General features: G+C 71.7%; 25 protein-coding genes. 5 read left to right on the top strand and 20 right to left on the bottom strand.

Going from position 1 to position 18,815, the window contains the following annotated elements; translation table 11 throughout:
- Positions 1-88 precede the first annotated feature (88 nt).
- Positions 89-1,813, bottom strand: coding sequence for a thiamine pyrophosphate-dependent enzyme (locus ABKW28_RS10805; RefSeq protein ID WP_348609243.1), 1,725 nt, complete (start codon positions 1,811-1,813; stop codon positions 89-91).
- Between the two features lie 125 nt (positions 1,814-1,938).
- Here ABKW28_RS10805 and ABKW28_RS10800 point away from each other — a divergent pair, with 125 nt between their 5' ends.
- Positions 1,939-2,979 carry a phosphotransferase gene (locus ABKW28_RS10800; protein WP_348609240.1) on the top strand — a complete coding sequence of 347 codons (1,041 nt, stop codon included), beginning with the start codon at positions 1,939-1,941 and terminating at the stop codon, positions 2,977-2,979.
- Positions 2,980-3,075: 96 nt separating this feature from the next.
- A complete protein-coding gene (rpsT, locus tag ABKW28_RS10795; RefSeq protein WP_193667420.1) occupies positions 3,076-3,336 on the top strand; it encodes a 30S ribosomal protein S20 in 261 nt (86 codons plus the stop codon).
- Positions 3,337-3,484: 148 nt separating this feature from the next.
- Here rpsT and holA read toward each other — a convergent pair whose 3' ends face one another.
- Positions 3,485-4,483 carry a DNA polymerase III subunit delta gene (gene holA / locus ABKW28_RS10790; RefSeq protein ID WP_348609237.1) on the bottom strand — a complete coding sequence of 333 codons (999 nt, stop codon included), beginning with the start codon at positions 4,481-4,483 and terminating at the stop codon, positions 3,485-3,487.
- A 55-nt stretch (positions 4,484-4,538) separates the two neighbouring features.
- Positions 4,539-6,896 carry a ComEC/Rec2 family competence protein gene (locus ABKW28_RS10785; protein ID WP_348609234.1) on the bottom strand — a complete coding sequence of 786 codons (2,358 nt, stop codon included), beginning with the start codon at positions 6,894-6,896 and terminating at the stop codon, positions 4,539-4,541.
- Between the two features lie 82 nt (positions 6,897-6,978).
- Between ABKW28_RS10785 and ABKW28_RS10780 the strand changes: the two genes are divergently transcribed.
- Genes ABKW28_RS10780 through ABKW28_RS10770 form a run of 3 tightly spaced genes read left to right on the top strand, consistent with a single transcriptional unit; the run spans position 6,979 to position 7,806 of the window.
- Positions 6,979-7,314, top strand: coding sequence for a hypothetical protein (locus tag ABKW28_RS10780; protein ID WP_348609231.1), 336 nt, complete (start codon positions 6,979-6,981; stop codon positions 7,312-7,314).
- Positions 7,311-7,622, top strand: coding sequence for a hypothetical protein (locus ABKW28_RS10775; RefSeq protein WP_348609228.1), 312 nt, complete (start codon positions 7,311-7,313; stop codon positions 7,620-7,622). The genes ABKW28_RS10780 and ABKW28_RS10775 overlap by 4 nt, the downstream gene beginning before the upstream one ends.
- Positions 7,623-7,665: 43 nt before the next feature.
- A complete protein-coding gene (locus ABKW28_RS10770; RefSeq protein ID WP_348609225.1) occupies positions 7,666-7,806 on the top strand; it encodes a hypothetical protein in 141 nt (46 codons plus the stop codon).
- Positions 7,807-7,869: 63 nt separating this feature from the next.
- Here the strand turns inward: ABKW28_RS10770 and ABKW28_RS10765 are convergent, their stop codons facing one another.
- The 17 genes from ABKW28_RS10765 to ABKW28_RS10685 all read right to left on the bottom strand — a co-directional run bounded on the left by ABKW28_RS10765 (position 7,870) and on the right by ABKW28_RS10685 (position 18,433).
- Entirely contained in the window at positions 7,870-8,052 is a 183-nt protein-coding gene (locus tag ABKW28_RS10765; protein ID WP_348609223.1) for a hypothetical protein, read from the bottom strand.
- 54 nt (positions 8,053-8,106) lie between these two features.
- The gene (locus ABKW28_RS10760) at positions 8,107-9,003 is read right to left on the bottom strand and encodes an SEC-C metal-binding domain-containing protein (protein WP_348609220.1); all 897 of its coding nucleotides are present in this window, start codon (positions 9,001-9,003) and stop codon (positions 8,107-8,109) included.
- A gap of 3 nt (positions 9,004-9,006) precedes the next feature.
- On the bottom strand, positions 9,007-11,457 hold the full coding sequence (locus ABKW28_RS10755; protein ID WP_348609217.1) for a hypothetical protein: 2,451 nt from the start codon (positions 11,455-11,457) through the stop codon (positions 9,007-9,009).
- A complete protein-coding gene (locus tag ABKW28_RS10750; protein WP_348609214.1) occupies positions 11,457-11,726 on the bottom strand; it encodes a hypothetical protein in 270 nt (89 codons plus the stop codon). Before ABKW28_RS10750 ends, ABKW28_RS10755 begins: the two co-directional genes overlap by 1 nt.
- Before the next feature lie 184 nt (positions 11,727-11,910).
- A complete protein-coding gene (locus tag ABKW28_RS10745) occupies positions 11,911-12,690 on the bottom strand; it encodes a hypothetical protein (RefSeq protein WP_348609211.1) in 780 nt (259 codons plus the stop codon).
- Positions 12,690-12,896: a hypothetical protein gene (locus ABKW28_RS10740; protein WP_348609208.1), complete on the bottom strand. Its 207-nt coding sequence runs from the start codon at positions 12,894-12,896 to the stop codon at positions 12,690-12,692. Before ABKW28_RS10740 ends, ABKW28_RS10745 begins: the two co-directional genes overlap by 1 nt.
- An 8-nt stretch (positions 12,897-12,904) precedes the next feature.
- Complete coding sequence (locus tag ABKW28_RS10735; protein ID WP_348609205.1) at positions 12,905-13,135, bottom strand: hypothetical protein; 231 nt, start codon at positions 13,133-13,135, stop codon at positions 12,905-12,907.
- Positions 13,132-13,296, bottom strand: a complete 165-nt coding sequence (locus ABKW28_RS10730) for a hypothetical protein (RefSeq protein WP_348609202.1) — start codon at positions 13,294-13,296, stop codon at positions 13,132-13,134. Before ABKW28_RS10730 ends, ABKW28_RS10735 begins: the two co-directional genes overlap by 4 nt.
- Positions 13,293-13,568 carry a WhiB family transcriptional regulator gene (locus tag ABKW28_RS10725; protein ID WP_348609199.1) on the bottom strand — a complete coding sequence of 92 codons (276 nt, stop codon included), beginning with the start codon at positions 13,566-13,568 and terminating at the stop codon, positions 13,293-13,295. The genes ABKW28_RS10730 and ABKW28_RS10725 overlap by 4 nt, the downstream gene beginning before the upstream one ends.
- Positions 13,565-13,822, bottom strand: a complete 258-nt coding sequence (locus ABKW28_RS10720; protein WP_193669322.1) for a hypothetical protein — start codon at positions 13,820-13,822, stop codon at positions 13,565-13,567. The genes ABKW28_RS10725 and ABKW28_RS10720 overlap by 4 nt, the downstream gene beginning before the upstream one ends.
- Entirely contained in the window at positions 13,819-14,355 is a 537-nt protein-coding gene (locus ABKW28_RS10715; RefSeq protein WP_348609192.1) for a hypothetical protein, read from the bottom strand. Before ABKW28_RS10715 ends, ABKW28_RS10720 begins: the two co-directional genes overlap by 4 nt.
- Positions 14,352-14,678, bottom strand: a complete 327-nt coding sequence (locus ABKW28_RS10710) for a hypothetical protein (protein WP_348609189.1) — start codon at positions 14,676-14,678, stop codon at positions 14,352-14,354. Before ABKW28_RS10710 ends, ABKW28_RS10715 begins: the two co-directional genes overlap by 4 nt.
- The gene (locus ABKW28_RS10705) at positions 14,675-14,917 is read right to left on the bottom strand and encodes a hypothetical protein (protein ID WP_348609187.1); all 243 of its coding nucleotides are present in this window, start codon (positions 14,915-14,917) and stop codon (positions 14,675-14,677) included. Before ABKW28_RS10705 ends, ABKW28_RS10710 begins: the two co-directional genes overlap by 4 nt.
- 305 nt (positions 14,918-15,222) lie before the next feature.
- A complete protein-coding gene (locus ABKW28_RS10700; protein ID WP_348609184.1) occupies positions 15,223-15,426 on the bottom strand; it encodes a helix-turn-helix domain-containing protein in 204 nt (67 codons plus the stop codon).
- A 101-nt stretch (positions 15,427-15,527) separates the two neighbouring features.
- Positions 15,528-15,971, bottom strand: coding sequence for a hypothetical protein (locus tag ABKW28_RS10695; RefSeq protein ID WP_348609181.1), 444 nt, complete (start codon positions 15,969-15,971; stop codon positions 15,528-15,530).
- Positions 15,968-17,425, bottom strand: a complete 1,458-nt coding sequence (locus tag ABKW28_RS10690; RefSeq protein WP_348609178.1) for a recombinase family protein — start codon at positions 17,423-17,425, stop codon at positions 15,968-15,970. Before ABKW28_RS10690 ends, ABKW28_RS10695 begins: the two co-directional genes overlap by 4 nt.
- An 18-nt stretch (positions 17,426-17,443) precedes the next feature.
- Positions 17,444-18,433 carry a ComEA family DNA-binding protein gene (locus tag ABKW28_RS10685; protein ID WP_348609175.1) on the bottom strand — a complete coding sequence of 330 codons (990 nt, stop codon included), beginning with the start codon at positions 18,431-18,433 and terminating at the stop codon, positions 17,444-17,446.
- Positions 18,434-18,815: the final 382 nt, after the last annotated feature.

Here is an 18,815-nt window from a genome sequence, read left to right as displayed (position 1 = left end):
GGGTCTCAGGGATCTCTCGGACGACGGGGCACGGGCGCGGCCATCCTCCCACGGGTGCGGTCGAAGGCCCGCCTCCCGGGGGCGGGTCCTACTCCGGGCTGACCACCATCTCCTTGGCCTTGGCGATGGCGAAGCCCCAGCCCTGCTCGAGGGTCGGCTTCGAGGGCACCGCGATCTCGTCGGGGTTGGTGACCACGTCGAGCAGCACCGGGCCGTCGTGCGCGAGCGCGCGGCGTACGGCGTCATCGAGGTCGTGCGGGTCCTCGACCCGGATGCCGCGCATCCCGACCGCCTCGGCCACCGCCGCGAGGTCGGGGTTGTGCAGCACGGTGCCGAACTCGGCCATGCCGACCTGCTCCATCTCGAGCTTGACCATGCCCAGGCGCCCGTTGTCGAAGACGACCAGCTTGACCGGCAGGTCGTGGCTGACCGCGGTGATCAGGTCGCCCATCAGCATCGTCAGGCCGCCGTCGCCGCACAGGGCGACGACCTGGCGGTCGTGGTCGAGCGCCTGGGCACCCAGGGCCTGGGGCATCGCGTTGGCCATCGAGCCCAGGTTGAAGGAGCCCAGCAGGCGACGGTCGCGGTCGATGCGCACGAAGCGCGAGAGCCAGGTCGTGGCCATCCCGGTGTCGGCGGTGAAGACGGCGTCGGGCGCCGCGTGGCGGTCGAGGAGCCCGGCGAGGAGCTCGGGACGGATCCTGCGCTCGGGGTTGTCGACCTTGCGACGCAGGAAGCCGGTGGGCTTCTTCTCGTAGGCCGGGTCGACGTAGTGCTGCTGCAGGTCCTGCCAGGTCTCGTACGCCGAGCGGGCGCGGTCGAGGTGGCCCCGGTCCTCGCGGCGCTCCAGGTGCGGCAGCAGCGCGCCGACCGCGAGCCCGGCGTCGCCGACCACGGCGTGGTCGACCGGGTGCCGCCGCCCGATGTGGGTGCCGTCGCGGTCGACCTGCACCACGGTGGGCCCCGAGGGGTAGAACTCCTTGTAGGGGAAGTCGGTGCCGACCATCAGCAGCAGGTCGCAGGTCTCGAGGGCCAGCGTGGCCGCGGGGTTGCCGAGCAGGCCGGACTGCCCGACCTCGTAGGGGTTGTCGTGGTCGAAGGCCTCCTTGCCCTTCAGGGCCACCACCATCGGCGCGGCCAGCCGCTCGGCCAGCTCGAGCACCTCGTCGCGGGCACCGGCCGCGCCCTGGCCGACCAGCAGCGTGACCCGCTCGGCCGCGGCGACCGCGTCGGCGGCGGCGCGCACCGAGTCGGGCGTCGGGGCGGCGGTGGCGAGATCGGCGACGAAGCGCGGCACGGCGGTGTCCTTGGCGACCTCGAGCTCGCCGACGTCGCCGGGGACCGTCAGCACCGCGACCCCGCCCTGCTGCAGCGCGGCGTTGCCGGCCTGCTCGAGCAGGGTGGGCAGCTGCGAGGGGTCGGTGACGGTGGCGGTGAAGACCGACACGTCGGCGAAGAGGACGTCGTTGTCGACCTCCTGGAAGAAGTCGCTGCCGATCTCGGCCCGGGGCACCTGCCCGCAGATCGCCAGCACCGGCGCGTGCGACTTCTTGGCGTCGTACAGGCCGTTGAGCAGGTGGATCGCGCCCGGCCCGACGGTGCCCATGCAGACCCCCAGCCGACCGGTCAGCTGGGCCTGGGCGCCCGCGGCGAAGGCGGCGACCTCCTCGTGGCGCACGCCCATCCAGCGCAGCCGCTCCTCGCGGCGGATGGCGTCGGTCACGGGGTTGAGGGCGTCGCCCACGACACCCCAGACCTCGGTGGTGCCGTGGTCGGCGACGGCCTCGATCATCAGCTCCGCGACGGTGGTCATGCGGCCCACGCTCCCGCGTGCGCGTCGCCCGCGGAAGGTCCCGGCGGGTGAGGTCGCGCCGTCCTCCTGGCGCCTCCCGGGGTGTCGCGGCACCGCGGGGGCGCGCACTGGCGCACGATGGGCCGGTGCACCCGCCGCTGGAGGACCTGCCCCACGGGCTGACCGCGCGCCGCCTGGAGTGGGTGCACCTGCCGCCGCACGTGCGCCGACTCGTCGAGCAGCGCTGCGGCACCGCCGTGGTCGAGGCCCGCTCGGTGACCGGCGGCTACACGCCCGGCTTCGCCTCGGTGCTGCACGGCGCCGACGGCTCGCGGCACTACGTGAAGGCGGCGTCGGTGACCGCCCAGCGCTCCTCCGCCCTGACGTACGCCGCCGAGGCTGCCTCGCTGGCCGCGCTCGACGCGGGCTCGCTGCCGGCGCCGCGACTGTCGTGGAGCCACGGCACCGAGCCGGGACGGCGCCACCGGGCCGACGACTGGGTGGTGGTGGGCCTCGAGGCCGTGGCCGCCCGCGCGCCGGCGCGCCCCTGGCACGACGACGACCTCGCTGCGGTGCTCGCCACGCTGGCCGACCTGGCCGTCTCCCCCGCCGCCGCCGGCGTCGACCTGACCGACGTCGCGGAGGACCTCGCCGACTGGCCGGGCCGCTGGGCCGAGGTCGCCTCGACGCGGCCCGACCTCGACCCGGCCCACGTGCGCGAGGCCGAGGCGCTGGCCCGCGAGCTCCCCGCTGCCGTGGCCGGCGGGGCCCTGGTGCACGGCGACGTCACCGACGACAACCTGCTGCTGGCCGACGACGGCCGGGTGCTGCTGTGCGGGTGGGCGTGGCCGGCCCTGGGCGCCCCGTGGCTCGACAGCCTGTGGGCCCTGGTCGGGCCGCGCTCCGACGGCGTGGACGTCGAGGCGGTGCTGCGGCGCACCCCGCTGCTCGCCACCGCCCCGGCCGAGCGCGTCGACACGGTGCTGGCCGCGACAGCGGCGTACTTCCTGGCCTCGGCGCAGGGCCGCTCGCCCGCCTGGTCGCCGTACCTGCGGCTGGCCCAGCGCCGCCAGGGTGAGGCATGCTGGGCGTGGCTCGGCCAGCGGCGCGGGTGGTGGCCCGGCCCGGCACCCCGCGTCGGCACCGCGACGGGGTCGGAGGATTTGGGCGGGCTCGTGCGCCGCTGATAATCTCCGATGTCGCGTGTGTGGCGCCTGTGTGCCCCTCCGCGCCCCGACTCAGCACCAGACCATTCGTTCTCAACACCAGCAAAGGCATTGCCCGTGGCGAACATCAAGTCCCAGATCAAGCGCAACAAGCAGAACGAGAAGCGTCACGAGCGCAACAAGGCGGTCAAGACGAACCTCAAGTCCGCTGTGCGCAAGTTCCGCGCTGCCGCCGACGCCGGCGACAAGGAGACCGCGCTGGTCGCCGGTCGCGACGCCGCCAAGAAGCTCGACAAGGCTGCCTCCAAGGGCGTCATCCACAAGAACCAGGCCGCGAACCGCAAGTCCGCGATCGCCAAGAAGGCCGCTGCTCTCTGATTCCGCGTCTCCGCCCAGCGCGGAGACCGTCTGGTCCTGAGCCGACCCGCCCGACCTCGTCGGGCGGGTCGTCGGCATTTCCGGACCCGTCGATCCGGGCCGGGTCGGCGCGAGATCCGGGACGGGTCAGCGCGACATCCGGGCCGGGTCAGCGCTCGCGCAGCTCGGTGACGGTGAGCACGAGGCGCTCGAGGGTGTACGACGCGTCGCTCGCGGCGCCCTTGATGTCCGCGTCGGCGCGGGCCACCGCGCGCACCGCCTCGCCCAGCGCCGCGCTGGACCAGCCCCGGGCCTGGTCGCGCACCGAGCGGACCTTCCACGGCGGGACGCCGATCTCGCGGGCCAGGTCGGGCTCGCTGCGCGAGCGGGCGCCCTTGAAGCGCGCCAGCCCGCGCACCCCGCCGGCGAAGGCGGAGGTGATGAGCACCGCGGGAGTGCCGCCGTCGAGCGCCCAGCGCAGCTCCTCGAGGGCCTCGAGGCGCCGCCCCGAGAAGGCGGCGTCGGCGACCGCGAAGGACTTGGCCTCGGCCCGGCCGCCGAAGTAGCGCTTGACCCGCTCCTCGGTGAGCGTCTCGCCGGGGAAGTCGTTGGTCAGCTGGTGGGCGGCGGCCGAGAGCGAGCGCAGGTCCTGCCCCACGGCCTGGACCAGTGTGGTGGCGGCCTGCTGGTCCATCCGCGCGCCCAGGCTGCGAGCCTCGTTGATGACGAACGAGGGGTACTCGGAGGCCTTGAGCTCGGCGGACTTGACCTCGGTGACCGGGCCCAGCTTGCGCAGCTTGGTGAGCACGCCGCTGCCCTTCTGCCCGCCGCTGTGCACGAGCACCAGCGCGACGTCCTCGGCCGGGGCCGCGCAGTAGCCCAGCAGGCCGGCCACCGACTCCTCGGGCAGGTCCTCGAGCTTGCGCACCACCACGCAGCGGGTGCTGGAGAACAGCGACGGCGCCGACATCTCGCGGAGGGTGGCCAGGCTCAGCTCGGCGGCCGCGGCCTCGGAGAGCTCGGCCTCGGCGTCGTGGGCGCGCACGGCGCTGCGCACGGCGCCGACGGTGCGCTCGCCGAAGAACTCCTCCTTGCCGGTCACGAGGGTGACGCGGCCCAGCACGTCGGCGGCGGAGGGGGCGCGGGGGGCGGAGCGGGCGGCTGGCATGGTGCGCGCAAGCCTGCCACAGCCCGCCGACACCGCTGCCCGGGGCACGGGCGGCTCAGTCGCGGGCGAGCCCCACCGCCTCGCCGTCGCGCAGCACCACTGCGAGCGGGCCGTCGGTGTCGGTGCGCAGCACCCGCGCCCCGGCGGCCTCGAGGGCCGTGAGCAGACCGGCGTCGGGGTGCCCGTAGTCGTTGTCGGCGCCGACCGGCACCAGCGCCAGCTCGGCGCCCAGCCCGGTGAGCAGGTCGAGGTCCTGGTGCCGGCTGCCGTGGTGGGGCACCTTGAGCACGTCGACCGCCAGGTCGGGCAGCGCCCGGGCCAGTGCCGCCTGCCCGGGCGGTTCGAGGTCGCCGGGCAGCAGCACCCGCACCCCGCCGACCTCGGCGAGCAGCACCACGCTCTGGTCGTTGGCGGTGCTGCCGTCACCGGGCCCGCCGCGCGGGGTGCTGTCGACGGGGGCGAGGGACTGCAGGGCCACCTCCCCCACGCGCTCGGTGGCGGCGTACGACGCCACTCCGACCTCCGCGCCCGCGGCACCGGCCAGCTCGCCGACCGCCGCCACCGCGTCGGGCGGGTCGAGCAGGGGGCTGGTGACGACGCGGTCGACCTGACGGCCCTCGAGCACCCCGGCGAGGCCGTCGACGTGGTCGGCGTGGAAGTGGGTCAGCACCACGAGGGGCACGTGCTCGACACCCAGGTCGGAGAGGCAGGTGTCGACCGCGACCGGGTCGGGGCCGACGTCGACGACCACGGCACTGGCCGCGCCGGCGCGCAGCACCACCGCGTCGCCCTGGCCCACGTCACAGACCACCACCAGCCAGCCCGACGGCGCGAAGGCCGCCGCCGGCCGCACCACCACGACCACACCGGTCACCACGCACAGCAGGATCGTCGGCAGCGGGCGCGCCAGCAGCCGCGGCGCCAGCACCGCCAGCAGCAGGCTCAGCGCGGTGAGCACCGCCAGGGAGACGACGCCGGTGCCCCAGTCGACCGCGGCCGCGGGCAGGCCGGCCCCGCGCTCGGCCACCGCCACGATCCAGCCCACGCACCAGGTGGCCACGGTGCCCAGCAGCCGGCCCACGGGTGGCGCGAGCAGGCCCACCAGTCCCCCGGCCAGCCCGACCACGGTGGCGGGGCCCACCACGGGGGCGGCCAGCAGGTTGGCCGCGACCGCGACGAGGCTGACCTGGCCCGAGATGCCCGCCACGACCGGGGTGCAGGCCAGCTGCGCGGCCGCGGGCACCGCCACCGCCTCGGCCAGCCAGCGGGGCATCCAGCGGGCCAGCGCGTCGCGCCAGCCCGGTGCCAGCAGCATGATGCCGGCGGTGGCCAGCACCGAGAGGGCGAAGCCGACCGAGACCGCCAGCCCGGGCTGGACGAGCAGCAGGCCGGTCACCGCGACGCCGAGGGTGCGGGGCCCGCGTCGAGCCCCGTCGGTGCCCAGGGCGACCAGCGCCACCGACCCCATCACCGCGGCGCGCAGCACGCTGGGCTCGGTGCGGGCCAGCAGCACGAACCCGACGATGCCGCCCGCGCCCACCAGGAGCAGCCACCGGCCCCGCACGCCGGCGCCCCGTGCCAACCACAGCAGGCTGCCCACCACGAGGGTCAGGTTGGTGCCGCTGACGGCGAGGAGATGGGTCAGCCCGGTGGCCCGGAAGTCGTCGGCCACCGCGGGGTCCAGCCCCACGTCGTCGCCGTCGACCAGCGCGGGCACCAGCACCCGCTCGGGGGCGGGCCGGTGCGCGACCGAGTCGCGCAGCGACTCGCGCACCGCTCCGGCACCGCGCCACCACAGGTCGGGCGGGTCGCGCACCTGCGGGGTGCCGGTGGCGTCGAGGACGGCGGCCAGGTCGTCGCCGTCGGCGGGGCCCAGGCGGCCCTCGGCCACCACGGTGGAGCCCAGGGCCGCGCCGGCCCACTCCGGGGGCGCCAGCACGAGCACCGGCGCGCGCAGCGTGTGGGCGCTGCCCCGGCCCTCGACCTCGCGCACGGTGACCCGCAGCCACACGCCGTCGGCGTACGGGCCCTGGAGCGGGCGGGGGTCGGCGGTGACCGTGGCCAGCACCCGCACCACGGCCCGCTGCTCGACGAGGTCGGCCAGCGGCCCACCGCCCACCTGGTCGTGGCGCAGCGAGGTGCTCAACCCCACCGCGAGCAGGACGAGCAGCAGCAGCGCGCCGGTGAGCGCCGTGCCCCGCCGCCCCCGGGCCCGCAGCGCCACCACCCCCAGGCCACCGCAGGCGGCGACCGCCGCGAGCCACGCGGCGGGGGCGAGGGCGCCGACCAGCCCGCCCGTCCACGCGGCCGCGCCCACCAGCGTCATCCGGAGGTCGGCGGTGGCCCGTGCGGGTTCGGCGAGTTCGGCGGGCTCGGGGGGCCCGGCGGTGTCGGCGGACCGCGCGAGGCTCACACGGTCACGAGGGGTGCGAGCTGGGCGAGGGTGGCCTCCCCGACACTCATAAAACTACCTTTCGAACATCAGGAGTCTCAACATGACCACCACCACGACCATGACCACCCGCCACACCGAATCGATCTGCCCGAGCTGGTGCGCCGGCCACACGGAGATCTACCAGGCTTGGGAGACCCTGACCGTGACGGGCCGCAAGATCCGTCAGCACTCCCCTGCCGAGTACCCCGTCATCGGCGGCATCGCCGTGGTCGTCGCGCAGGTCGAGCACGAGGACACCGGGATGGACGCCCCGACCGTCATGGTCGACGCCGACGACAACGCCCCGGACCACGAGCTGAGCGAGGCCGACGCGCACGAGCTGGGCCTGGCCCTGGTCCGCGCGGCTGAGCGCATCCGCCGGGAGCGTGCCCTGTGAGCACCATGACGACCACCACCTGCCCCGCCTGGTGCACCGAGCACACCGGCTTCCCCGACAGCGGCGACGACTGGCACCAGGGCTCTGAGCACTCGGTGGCCGGCCATTCGTTCTACCTGTCGTCCGGCACGATCAGCGGCGAGGTCGGGGTGTTCTACATGGAGGGCCCGCCCGACGAAGGGGTCAGCCTGGACGACACGGAGGCGTTCGCCCGCGCCCTGCTCGCCGCGGTTGCGGAGGCGCGGTATGTGAAGGTGGACGGCGGACTCCCTCCCGCTATGCTCGACGTTATGACGCATAGAGGCTGACCGATTCGACGGTCTAGCCAGAGCCCCCAATTAGGGAGACCTCATGCGCCAGTTCCTCAAACATCTCTGGGACGCCACGCCCCACGTCCTGACCAAGCGCCAGCGCATGGCCATAGAGATGGACGCCTACACCGAGGGGCGAGATGACATGCTGCTTGAACTCTTGCCATCCCTCTGGCGGTAACCCCGCACAAACACCACCGCCCCCGACCGAAGCTAGCGGTCGGGGGCGGTGGTGTGTCTGCGGCTAGTCGCCGCTCCTCAATAGCTCGAGGCCGATCTCGAGAATCGACACGAGTGCGACGACGCCAGCGAACAGAACGACCAAACTCCCGATTGGTCCAGATGCCTGGGTGATGAGCAGTCCTAGCGCGATGATCGGGACCGAAAGGACAAGCATCCCGAGATTCTTTCGCGTCTTTTCGGTCATGTCGTACACGCTAGGTCAGCCGGGCGGCGGAGATGGGCCGAACGGACCACAAAGTTAAAGGCCGGCGATGACTCCAATCTCGGCGCTCGGCGGCACCATGTGGCAATCCTTGAACAGCTTCTCGCCCTTGTGGCAACCGCAAGGCTGGTCCCAGGCCCAGCGCAGGTGACAGTCGCGGTAGGTCTCCCCCGAGCCGCACCAGCACGCCTGCATCTGGCCGAACGGGTGGCGGGTGCCGCGCAGCATCTTGAGCAGCGCAGTGTCGTCGGACCCGAAGTCGTGAACAACGCTGCTGGCGACGGTCCCCCGCTCGAGGCGGGTGTGGACGACCTTGCCGTGGACGATGATCTGCGCGAAGTCGTCGAGGCAGCGCTGCTCTCGCACCGACTTGGCCAACTCGACCCACTCCTCGACCGACGCGGGGGCGGTCATCTTGGGGCGCTTTGTCCATGACGCCTCCACCTGCGGCCACAGGTCGACGCGGCTCTGCTCGGCCTGGTCGATGTAGCGGCGAGTGCGGCGCAGCTCGATCCCGGAGGGCTGCAAGTTCCACGGGGCGGGGAAGATCCAGCGCGACACCTTCACGCGCTTGAAGCCCTGCTCGCTGGCGTAGACGTAGGCGACGAACTCGCCGGCCTCCTCGGAGTACCCGATCAGGAAGACCAGGCAGTTCTCGGGCCGCTCGGCGTCGACGTGCATCTCGTCGAGCCACTTGGGTGCGTGAAGCGTCAGCTCGTCGAACCCGACCACCTGGCCCGCGACCTGCAAGAGCGCGCTCATGGCGAGGTCACCAAAGTGGCCATCGCCCTGAGTCAGGCAGGCGGCGTCGATGTGGTTGATGGTGATGTGCTTGGTCGTGGTGCCAAGCGACTCCACGTACTTGGTGTAGTTGGCGGTGTCGGTGATGAACTCCGCGTGGTCGCCGTAGGTGGCGAATCCGATCATGGTCATGGGTCAGGCTCCTGTCGTGGTGAAGGCGGCGGGAAGTGCTGCGGGGCGGTCGGTGGGGACGGCGCCACCCGCGGCGAAGCCCTCCACGGGGCCGAAGCCCGGTGAGCCCCCGGCCTTGCGGGTGGTCACCCAGACATTGACCTGCTCGTCGGGGATGCCGCGCAGGCGTGCCTCGAGGCGGGCGAGGTCGGCCATCGCCTCATCGACGCGGGCCTCGAGCTTGGTCATCTTGCTGTCAGGCACTCCCCCGACTGTCTTGGTGAAGTCCTTGACGGCGCCCTCTCCGCGACGCCACGCGCCGTTCGCGCGGTCGATCTCGGAGTCGGTGGCGTTGGCGAGCTGCTTCATCCGCAGTGCGCCCTCCTGCCCGGCGCTGCGCAGGGACTTGATCAGCCCGTCGTCGAGGCCGCGCTTGGCTGCCTGCTGGGCGTTCCGCTGGAAGTTCTGGAGAGCCTTGGCGTTGCGCTCCAGCTCTGCGATCCAGTCCCCCAGCGAGACCTCGGCGTTGTTCAGCGAGTCCCCGAGGTTGACGAACGTCTGAGCCACGTCGCGGGCAGCACCACGGGACTCCTTGAGCTCGGCGCGGGCCTTCTGCAAACGGCCCTGTAGGCGGCTCAGGGAGGCGCCAGCGGTGTCCACGTCCCCGGCCAGCTCGGCGTGCGCCTGGGCGGCGTCCTCGGCGTCGTCAGCGGACCCCGCAGCCTGTCGCCCACCCTCGTCGTAGCGGTCGGCCAGGTTGCTCAGTGCCGTGCCTGCCTTGTTCGCCTCGTCGGCCTGCTTGCCCAGCGAGATGCCGAACGTACCCAGCACCTCCTGACCAATGCCGGCCGAGTCGATGAGCGTGGAGAATGCCCCACCCTCGTCACCCAGCCGGGCCAGGGTCTCCTGCACGTACTCGCCCTGACGACCGTTCTCGGCCAGGTCCGCGGTGAGCCGCTGCATGTCGATCCCGAGCTGGTCGGCGTACTTGCCCAGGTTCGAGTTCGCCAGGGCATTCTGAACGTCGTTGAACGTCTCGAGACTCGCGGTGCTGGCGTCGATGTGCCGGTCGAGGTCCCCGAGCCCGTTGACGATCTCCGCGATGCCCTGAGCGGCCAGCGCCCAGACGCCGGCCTTAGCGGCAGCCCGGCCCATCGAGGCAGCGGTCATGTCGGTGGAGACCCCGAGCATCTGCATGGAACGGCTCGTCAGGCTGGTGGCCCGGTTGAGGGTGACCATCGCGGCGGCTGCGGTCAGCAGCGGGGTGCCGATGGGGCTGGAGGCGATCATGCCGAGCACGTCGGCAAGCTGGGTCAGGACCGGCAGCAGAGCAGAGCCGACCGGGGCCGCCGCCTGCACAACCGCGGCCATCATCTCGGTAAGTGAGCCCAGGAAGTCGATCACCTGCGGGCCGGAGCTGCGCAGGTAGGCCACGAAGTCCTGAAAGCCCTGGTTGGAGTCCAGCGAGCGCGACCACTCAGCGAAGGAACGGGCCATGCGCTCCATACCCACCGAGAAGTCGGTAGAGGCCGGCGACATGCCGACCATCAGGTTGCCCAGTGCCTCGGTCACGTAGCCGATGGACCGGCCCAGGTTCATCAGCAGCGGGCCTGCCTCGGCGTCGAGGTAGCCGAAGAACTTGTCGAACCGCTCCCCGCCCAGCGCCTCACCCGCGGACTGCGACAGGTCACCCAGCGCCAGGGACAGGTCTCCCACAATGTTGTTGAGCTGCCCACCCCGCTCGATGAACTCCTCGATCCCGGTCTGGAGGCCGGGCAGGAATCCCTCACGGGCAGTCATCTGGAGGCCGCGCAGCTGAGGCTCGATGCTCTGGAGGAAGACCACGAACTCGCTAGCCGCGGGGCCGATCTTCTGGAACTCCTCCTGAACCTTGATCAGGTTCTCCCGCGTGGGATCGAGCTGGTACTCGTTGACCGCCTCCACGGCCTCCCCGACGCCGTTGAGCGCCGCGACAGCGACACCGACACCACCAGCAAGGGCGCCGAACTGGGCGGCCAGGCCAGCGACACCAGTCACGGCCGCACCACCGAGCGGCACCAGTGCAGGGCCGAGCGTCAGGGCAGCGTCGCGCAGGATGCCGAGTCGACCACTCAGGCGGTCAATCTCCCGGCCGTTGCCGCCGATCTCCTTGGTGAAGACCGCGGCGCCGTCCGCGGCGTCGAGCTGAGCCTTCGCCTGGTCGCGCAGGGACTTCTTGAGACGGGCTGACTTCTCGTCAGCCAGGGCGAGCTCGAGGGTGTACTCCTTGGTGCGCTTGGTCGCACCCTCGGTCTTCTTGCCTGCCGCCTCAGTCTCATTGCCCAGAGTCTTGGTGGACTTGGTGGAGTCGACCGCCGTGCCGTCGACGTCCTTGAGACTCTTGTTCAGCGCAGCAGTGGCCGCAGCCGCGCGCGCCATCGGGGTGGTGAAGTTGTCCTCGAGGCTGAGGACCACCCGCTCGTTCCTGGTAGCCATCAGGCCACCTCCGTCCTGGTTGCTTCGTTGTGGGCCATCCGCAGCAGCACGCCGAGCGCGCTGACCATGTGTGCGCCAGGCACGGCGTCATCTGCGCCGTTGCCGGTGGCGAAGTGCTCGGCCACGGTGGCGAACAGCGCCGCCGCGTAGCCCTTCTCGGATGCGTCCATGCCAGCGGCCTCGCGGGCGATCCGAGCGAGCTGCTCCTGGATCGGCTCGGGCAAGCCGTAGAGGTACGCGGCCGGGGTCTGTGTGGGTGTCGTGCTCATCGGATGCCCACCGCCTCGATACCCGTCCCATGAGATACCGCAGAGTTACCGTGACCCGGTGTCACACAAAACTCAGGGGCTCGGACTGCGAGACACCTCCACCGCGGTCTCCTAGGCGGGTCGGTCAGCCCCACCCCGGTGGCCTCGTCGTCGGGTCGTATGCGTCTGGTGAGATACGCGGCGCTCATGCCATCGCCCCCAGACGACCAGCGAAGCGCTGGCCGCTGCGTCGGGAGTCGCGGGCTGCCTTCTCCTCGTCGGCCACGCGTGCGGCGTGCTTCTGGGTGAGCGCTCGTGCCTGGTCGTGGGTGTTGAGCGTGAGGGTGTAGCCAGCCGCAGCCAGCTCCATCCACCTCTGCGGCTCGGCGAACAGCTGGCGGGCGTGCTCGAGGTCGAGGTCGGGCTGGTCCTCCACGTACAGGCTCACGAGCGCGCCGGCCGTGGTCAGGTTGCGGGTGACGTTCTCGAGCAGACCCTGGTACGCACGAGACACCGCAGCCAGCAGCGCAGTGTTGTCGCTCAGCGACTGGTACAGCTTGACGACCTTGGGACCACCAGCGATGGCCTGGTCTCCGGTGACGTCAGCTCCGAAGTGGCGGGCCGACTCCATCACCTCGGCAGCAGCGGGGGCGAACAGTGCGGCGAGGTCGGCGTGGATGCGCGTGGCCTCGGCCTCCAGCCCGACCAGCATGGTCCTGTTGATGGGCAGGTGCAGGTCACGGGCGAGGGTCTGCACGGTGCTGCGTGCGGACTCAGCCAGCGCAGCCTCTCGCAGCCGGTCAGCGGCGTTGGCGGGAGTCAGCTCCCCGGCCATCATCGCGGCGCGCAGGTCGTCGCTGGGCGATGCCTCAGCAGCCTGACCAGCAGCCTCGTAGACGGCGCGTGCGGTCTGGGTCTGCTCGGGGACGGCGACGCCCAGGGCCTCGAGCTGCGAGACGTAGAGCAGGGTCATGGTGATGTCCATCAGAAGTTCTCCTCGGTGTTGTCGGTGACGGTTCCGCCCAGCGCGTGCGCGATGTTGGCGGCGAGCTGGGGGCTGTTCAGGGCGAGGGCCGCGCCGTGCGGCACCTCGGGACGGTGCAGCGGACAGGCAGCGGGCTTGCGGCCCTTGATGGCGTCGCGCGTGAGCTGGGCTTCATCGCACGAGCAGACGGTCACTTGGGTATCCATCGGTGCTCCTAGGCCGGGACGGCGTGGTCGGGGGCGGGCATGGTGGCGCTGACGCCGAGCAGGTCTTCGGCGAGCAGCAGCGAGGTAGCGAGCGCGTGGGGGCAGGTCGCCCCGGTCAGTGCGCCGTGCTCGTCGCAGAGGTAGCGAGCGCCGGCTACGCGGGTGTAGCGGAACCTCACGCGCACGCCGTCGACGAAGTGCAGACGCTCGATCGGCCTGGTCTTGTTCTTGGTGCTCATCGCTTCTCCTGGTCGTGGTCTCCGCCGCGGTGGTCGCAGCGCTGGCAGCAGTAGGTGCCTCGCAGCGCACGCACCCCGCGACAACCAGCCGGGGTGGCCTCGCAGTCGGGGCAGGTGCGCGTCGAGCGCGGGATGGTCTGGACGTTCGGCAGGTCGATCACTTGCTCGCCTTTCTGGTGTGTGAGCGAGGGGCGCGGTCGATGCCGCCCCAGACGTGCCAGCTCTCGGCGCTGGCGTTGGCGTAGTCGAGGCACAGGCCCCGCGCCGGGCAGGGCTGGCACGCGAGAGCGGCCTCCTGACGCTCTGCGCGCTCGTCGCTGGTGAACGGGTCGGGGTCGACCTGGCAGGGCGTGGGTCGCCCGGCCTGAGCCAGCACGTCGAGCTGGTGGTGGAGTGCCAGCCAGGCGGTGCGCTCGGGATCGGTGGTCGTCACTGCGCCGCCCTCCGGTAGTCCTTGATGTGGCAATCGGTGGTGATGCCGTCGAGCACCTCGACCGCCTCAGCCAGCAGCCGGCGAACGGCGCTGGTGGAGATGAGCAGCTCCTCGTCGAGGTGGGTGTCTCGCTCGCGCAGGTGCTCAGCCAGGTCGGCAACGCGATGCGGGTAGCAGGTGAAGCCCTCGCGGCACTGACAGGTGGGTGCCTGCTCGCGCAGTCGGCTGGTTAGGTCGATGACGGTCGCGGTCATGCGCTTTCCCTCTGGTCGGTCTCGGAGTACCCGTCTTCGGTGGGCGGCTCGCGCTCCCACCAAGTGGCCGTCACTTCGGCACCGACCGGGGTCGGCACCTCCTCGTCGTTGCTGCGCTTTTCGCGGTGGTCTCCCCGTGAAAGCGGGTCCGCTGTTGTGTTGGTGTCCGTGTTTTGCGGTCGCATTCCCCGGACATAGCGACCGTGTTTCCGAGGCTGAGAAAGCGACCTGTTTTCACGGACCCTTTCGGCCTCGAGCACGTCGGGGAACAGGCCCTGATAGACGGCGGTGTGCCCTCGATAGCCGGGCTCGACGCTGCTCAGGAACCCCGCGTCCACGGCTTCCTTGAGGCGCTGCGAGACACGCTGCTCAGCCCAGCCCAGAGCGGCAGCCATCTTCACGCGCGGGATGCTGACGTGCCTGTTCCGCTCCTGCATGTGGTCGGACATGTAGATCAGCAGCAGCCGCACGTTCGGGCTGATCTCCGAGCGGAAGACGGCGCGGCGCCAGTCGTAGACGGATCGCTTGCTCACGCGACACCCCCGACCCACTCGCGCCACTCGGCCTCGATCTCGGCCGCCAGCAGCTCGGGGCGACTCCAGCCGTTGCGCCAGGCGTCGCGGCGGGCGTGGAACCCGTCTGTTTCCCCTGCGAGGTAGGCGGCTCGTAGATCGTTGATCTCGCGGTGCAGCCGCAGCGGAGTCTGCTCACCGTCGATGAACCAGCACTCAGCCGCTCGCACGACGGCAGCGACCTTCTCGGGACCGTCCGGCAGCGCCTCCCACTCAGGAGTGCCGTAGCGCGGGCCGTCCGGCGCACGCTGCATCAGCTGGCGCGCCCACTCGCGGCGCCTCAAAACAGGACCCCTCGAGCAGCGGGCAGCGGGTCGTCCTCGGAGACGTTCACGACAGCGCCGCGGGCCTCCAGACGAGCGATCAGGTCAGAGGCCCGGCGAGGGGTGGTGACCCATCCATGACTGAGCATCGACCAGACAGGCTTACCGCCCAGCTCGATCAGCGCCTCGCGCGAGCCGTAGCCCCGGACTACCGCCATGTTGCGGTTGACGTAGACGACCTCGAAGCGGGGGCGGCTCATGCGACCACCTGCCGGGCGGCACGCTCGATGGCACGGCGGCAGTCGCGACCCAGGCCGGTGACGATGCTGACCGGGTGCCAGACGATGTGCCCGCAGTGTCGACACCGAGGGCGTATGCTCGTGTCGTTGAGGTCGCCATCCGAGACACTGGCCGTTTCCACCTTGGGCGAGGTGGGGCGGCCTTCTCGCTTTCTAGGCTGCGCCACGTGCACCACCGCTCTCGGTGGGCGTGCTCAGCATCGCCAGGAGGCGGCGCAGCGTCAGCTCGTCGGGCAGGTCGGGGACCGCATCGAGCGTCCGGGGCTTCACTCGTGCACCGCCACGCGCTCGAGGAGTGCGTCTAGGTCTCCTCGGTCGATCCGCACCAGACGCGAGGAGCGAATGCGGTGGCCGGGGAGAATGCCGCGGGCGATGTAGTTGTGGACCGTACGATCGGTGACGCCGAGATACTCGGCGGCCTCAGCCTGAGAAAGCCACCGACGAGTCGGGGTGATGAGTGTCGCGGGCATGCGGAACCTTTCGGTTCCTGAGCGGCCCTGCGTCTAGCCTCAGTTCGCGATATCCATCGCGGGCGATCTACCTACAAAGATGAATCTACCAGAAGCGACCGTCAAACCGACGGAAGCGACACTCTGACTGGCTTGCCCGGTGTCGCTGCGTCAACCTGCGCCAACAGGTCTACGGCCTTGACCGCCTCACGGAAGTGATCGCACTGCATGTGCAGTGCAGCCTGACTCCCCCAGCCGCGCAGGTCATCCAACACATGCGCAGCCTCGGCCCAGTGGCGGTCTCCGTCCGTGGTCCGCTTAGCGCGCGCCTCGGGCACCGTCTCGGCCTCGTTTTTCGCGCGACTGAGCTTGTAGGCCGGCTGGTAGTAGCCGACTACCTCCCGCATGCGCCAGAAACGGGCCAGGAGGCATCCCCTGGCCCTGCACCGATACTCGGCCAGCAAGGCTCCTCGCACGGCAGCCGGGTTGGACTTGTACCAAGTCAGCAGTAGCTCGTCGCGTTGCGCGCGGTCACGCAGCACAGCCGCGATGTCGAAGTCGGTCACTTCTCCCCCAGGTCTGCCAGTGCCATGCGCGAGGCGTCGAACCTGCGCGCCTTGCTCTTGTCGTGCGGACCCACGGCCCACCCCTTGTATCCGAGCGAGCCCAGCAGCACGCGCGCCGTGTCGCGCTTCGCTCGTGGCTCCTGAGCCATCCATGCCGCGCCGGGGTCCCCGGCTAGCAGCACGCGCCTAGCGGCCTCTGGGACCTGCGCGAGCTGCACCGCCTTGGCGCCTTCGATCCGCGCCTGAATGATCCGGCGCGCCTCGGCGTACTCGTCGAGCGTGATGGCCTTCTCCGCCCACATGCGCGACAGCTCCCGTAGCTGGGCCTCGTCCTCGGCCAGGTCGGCGCGCGCACGCTCGGCACCGCGGCGGCTGGTGACCTCGCTCAGCCGGTCGGCCACGTCAGGGCGCGAGAGGTAGGCGACCACCTGACGCTCGGCCTCCTGCTCGGCGCCCGGCCCGTGAATGGCGATCTTCCCGCACCCGCCCTTGCTTCGCCCGCTGTGGCACCAGTAGCGGTGCATCCCCTCGCGCACGAAGTTGGCGGGCAGCGGCAGACCACACAGGCCGCAAAACAGGAGTCCGCTTAGCCAGTGCGACAGCTCGCGGCGAGCGCCCTCCACGCGCCGGCCGTCGAGGGCCACCTGTACCGCTTCCCAGGTCTCCCGGTCGAGGATCGCGGGCCACTCGGCCTCCCCCACGACCTCGCCGCGGTGGACTCGCAGACCAGCGACACGGGCTGATCGCAACTGGTCCCCGAGCGTCTTGGACGACCACCGCTCAGCCTTCACAGGACGGTGCCCCTGCTGGTCGAGCTCGACACACAGCCCGGTGAGGCTCGCCCCCTCGAGCACACGCTGGGCGGCGTAGCGCAGCACCTCGGCCTCCTCGGGGATCAGGGTCACCCCGTCGCGGTCATAGCCGTAGCGGCGCGCTCCTCCCCCGCCGTAGCGGCCCTGCTCGGCCAGCTCCTCCTGCTTGCGCCGGATGCGTCGTGAGGTGTCGCGGCTGGACTGGTTGGCGATGGCTACGCCGATGCGGGCCATCGTGATCTCGGAGTCCGACGACAGCCGCAGCGAGCCGGTCACGGTCTCCACGGGGATGCGTACGGACTCCACGACGTCGATCAGGTCCTCGAGGTCTCGCGGGTCACGCGCCACGCGGTCGAGGTGGTAGGCCACCAGCCCGTCGACCTGTCCGACTCGGATGGCCTCGAGCAGCGCCCGGAACTGTGGTCGCACGACGCGCAGACCCGTACTCCCGTCCGGCAGCGTGACCATGCGGCGCTTGAACGCGGATGTGTCGTTCTCGGTGAAGATCGGCCCGACCGTCCACCCCAAGCGCTCAGCCAAGGCACGAGCGTCACGCTCCTGTCGGTTCACTCCGGCAGCATCGCCCTCGCGGTCGTCGCTGATGCGGACCAGCAGAGCGGCCTTATTCGGAGAGGTCTTCACAAACGTCAGTCTATAGGGTTAAAGTCTGTGAGTCGCGTCCCCGATGCCGTCGACCTCGAGCAGCTCCTCGACCGCGGAGAAGGCGCCGTGCTCGGTGCGCCAGGCCAGGATCGCCCCCGCGGTCACCGGACCGACCTGCGGCAGCGTCTCGAGCAGGGCCTGGTCGGCGGTGTTGAGGTCGACCAGGGCCGCGCCCGGGGAGCCCGGTGGCACAGGAGTGCCCCCCGGCGTCACCGGGGCCGCGGCACCGGGCACCCCGACGAGCACCTGCTCGCCGTCGACCAGCAGTCTCGCGAGGTTGAGGCCCGCCAGGTCGACTCCGGGGCGGGCGCCGCCGGCGGCCTCGAGCGCGTCGACGACCCGCGAGCCCGCCGGCAGCACGGCGATGCCCGGCCGGCGGACCTTGCCGGCCACGTCGACGGTCACCTCGGTCCCCGGCTCCGGGGCGCCGGCCGCGCCGACGACCCCGGCCGCTGCCGGTGCGGCTGCCGGCTCGGGCGGCACCAGGTCGACGAGCGGCGTCTCCACCTCGGCGACGGTCTCGAGCCGCGGACCGCTCGGCTCGGGGTCGGAGCGCACCACCCACCACGACGTCACCGCCAGCCCGGCGGCGACCAGCAGCGCGACGACGCCCAGGTGCGCCGACGACAGCAGCGCCCGGCCGCGCAGGGTGGGCGGCACCAGGTCGTGGGCGACGCCCAGCAGCTCGGGTCGTGGCCGCGCACGGCGCGAGGCGTGGCGCCCGGGCACCGGGACCACCCCCGGGACCGGGCCGGGAGCAGCCGGGGCGGGCGGGGCCGGCGGTGCGGGCAGGGGCGCCGGCGGCCCGGCGAGCGGCCGGATGCGGGTGTGCGGCGCCCACCAGTCGTCGTCGGCGTCCGGCTCGGGCTCCTCCTGCTGCAGCGGCGGGGCCGGTGCCGGCCGCACGGCCTCCAGCTCGGCGCTGAGCTGGGCCAGGCGGCGGGCCACGGCTTCCTGGTGCTCGGGGCTGGGTCGTCGACTGCGCATGCAGGCAACCTAGGAAGCCCTCCACCGCCGCAACGACCACCGGACGCGAGCCTGTGGACGACCACCTGCTCGACGCACCCTGTGGACACCACGTGGCCCCCCGTAGGTCGAGCAGCGAGGGCAGGCCGTTGTCGAGCAGCGAGGGCCGAAGGCTCGAGCGACGCCGAGACCCAGCGAGCACACGGCGTACGGCACGCGGGCACGTCACCCGGTCTCGGCGACGTTCCTCGCTGACGCTCGTCACTGCTCGACCAACGACGGCCGCCGCAGTGGTCACGAACGACAAGCACTGAGCCCCTGGCAGCGTCGTCTGTGACCACTCCACACGCCGCGAGCACCCGTTGGTCGAGCAGCGAGGGCCGAAGGCTCGAGCGACGCCGAG

Origin of the sequence: Nocardioides sp. 31GB23 (genome assembly GCF_040012395.1) — a bacterium.
In the GTDB taxonomy this organism is placed as follows: Bacteria; Actinomycetota; Actinomycetes; order Propionibacteriales; family Nocardioidaceae; genus Nocardioides; species Nocardioides salarius.
This window is presented reverse-complemented; position numbering and strand designations above follow the sequence as displayed.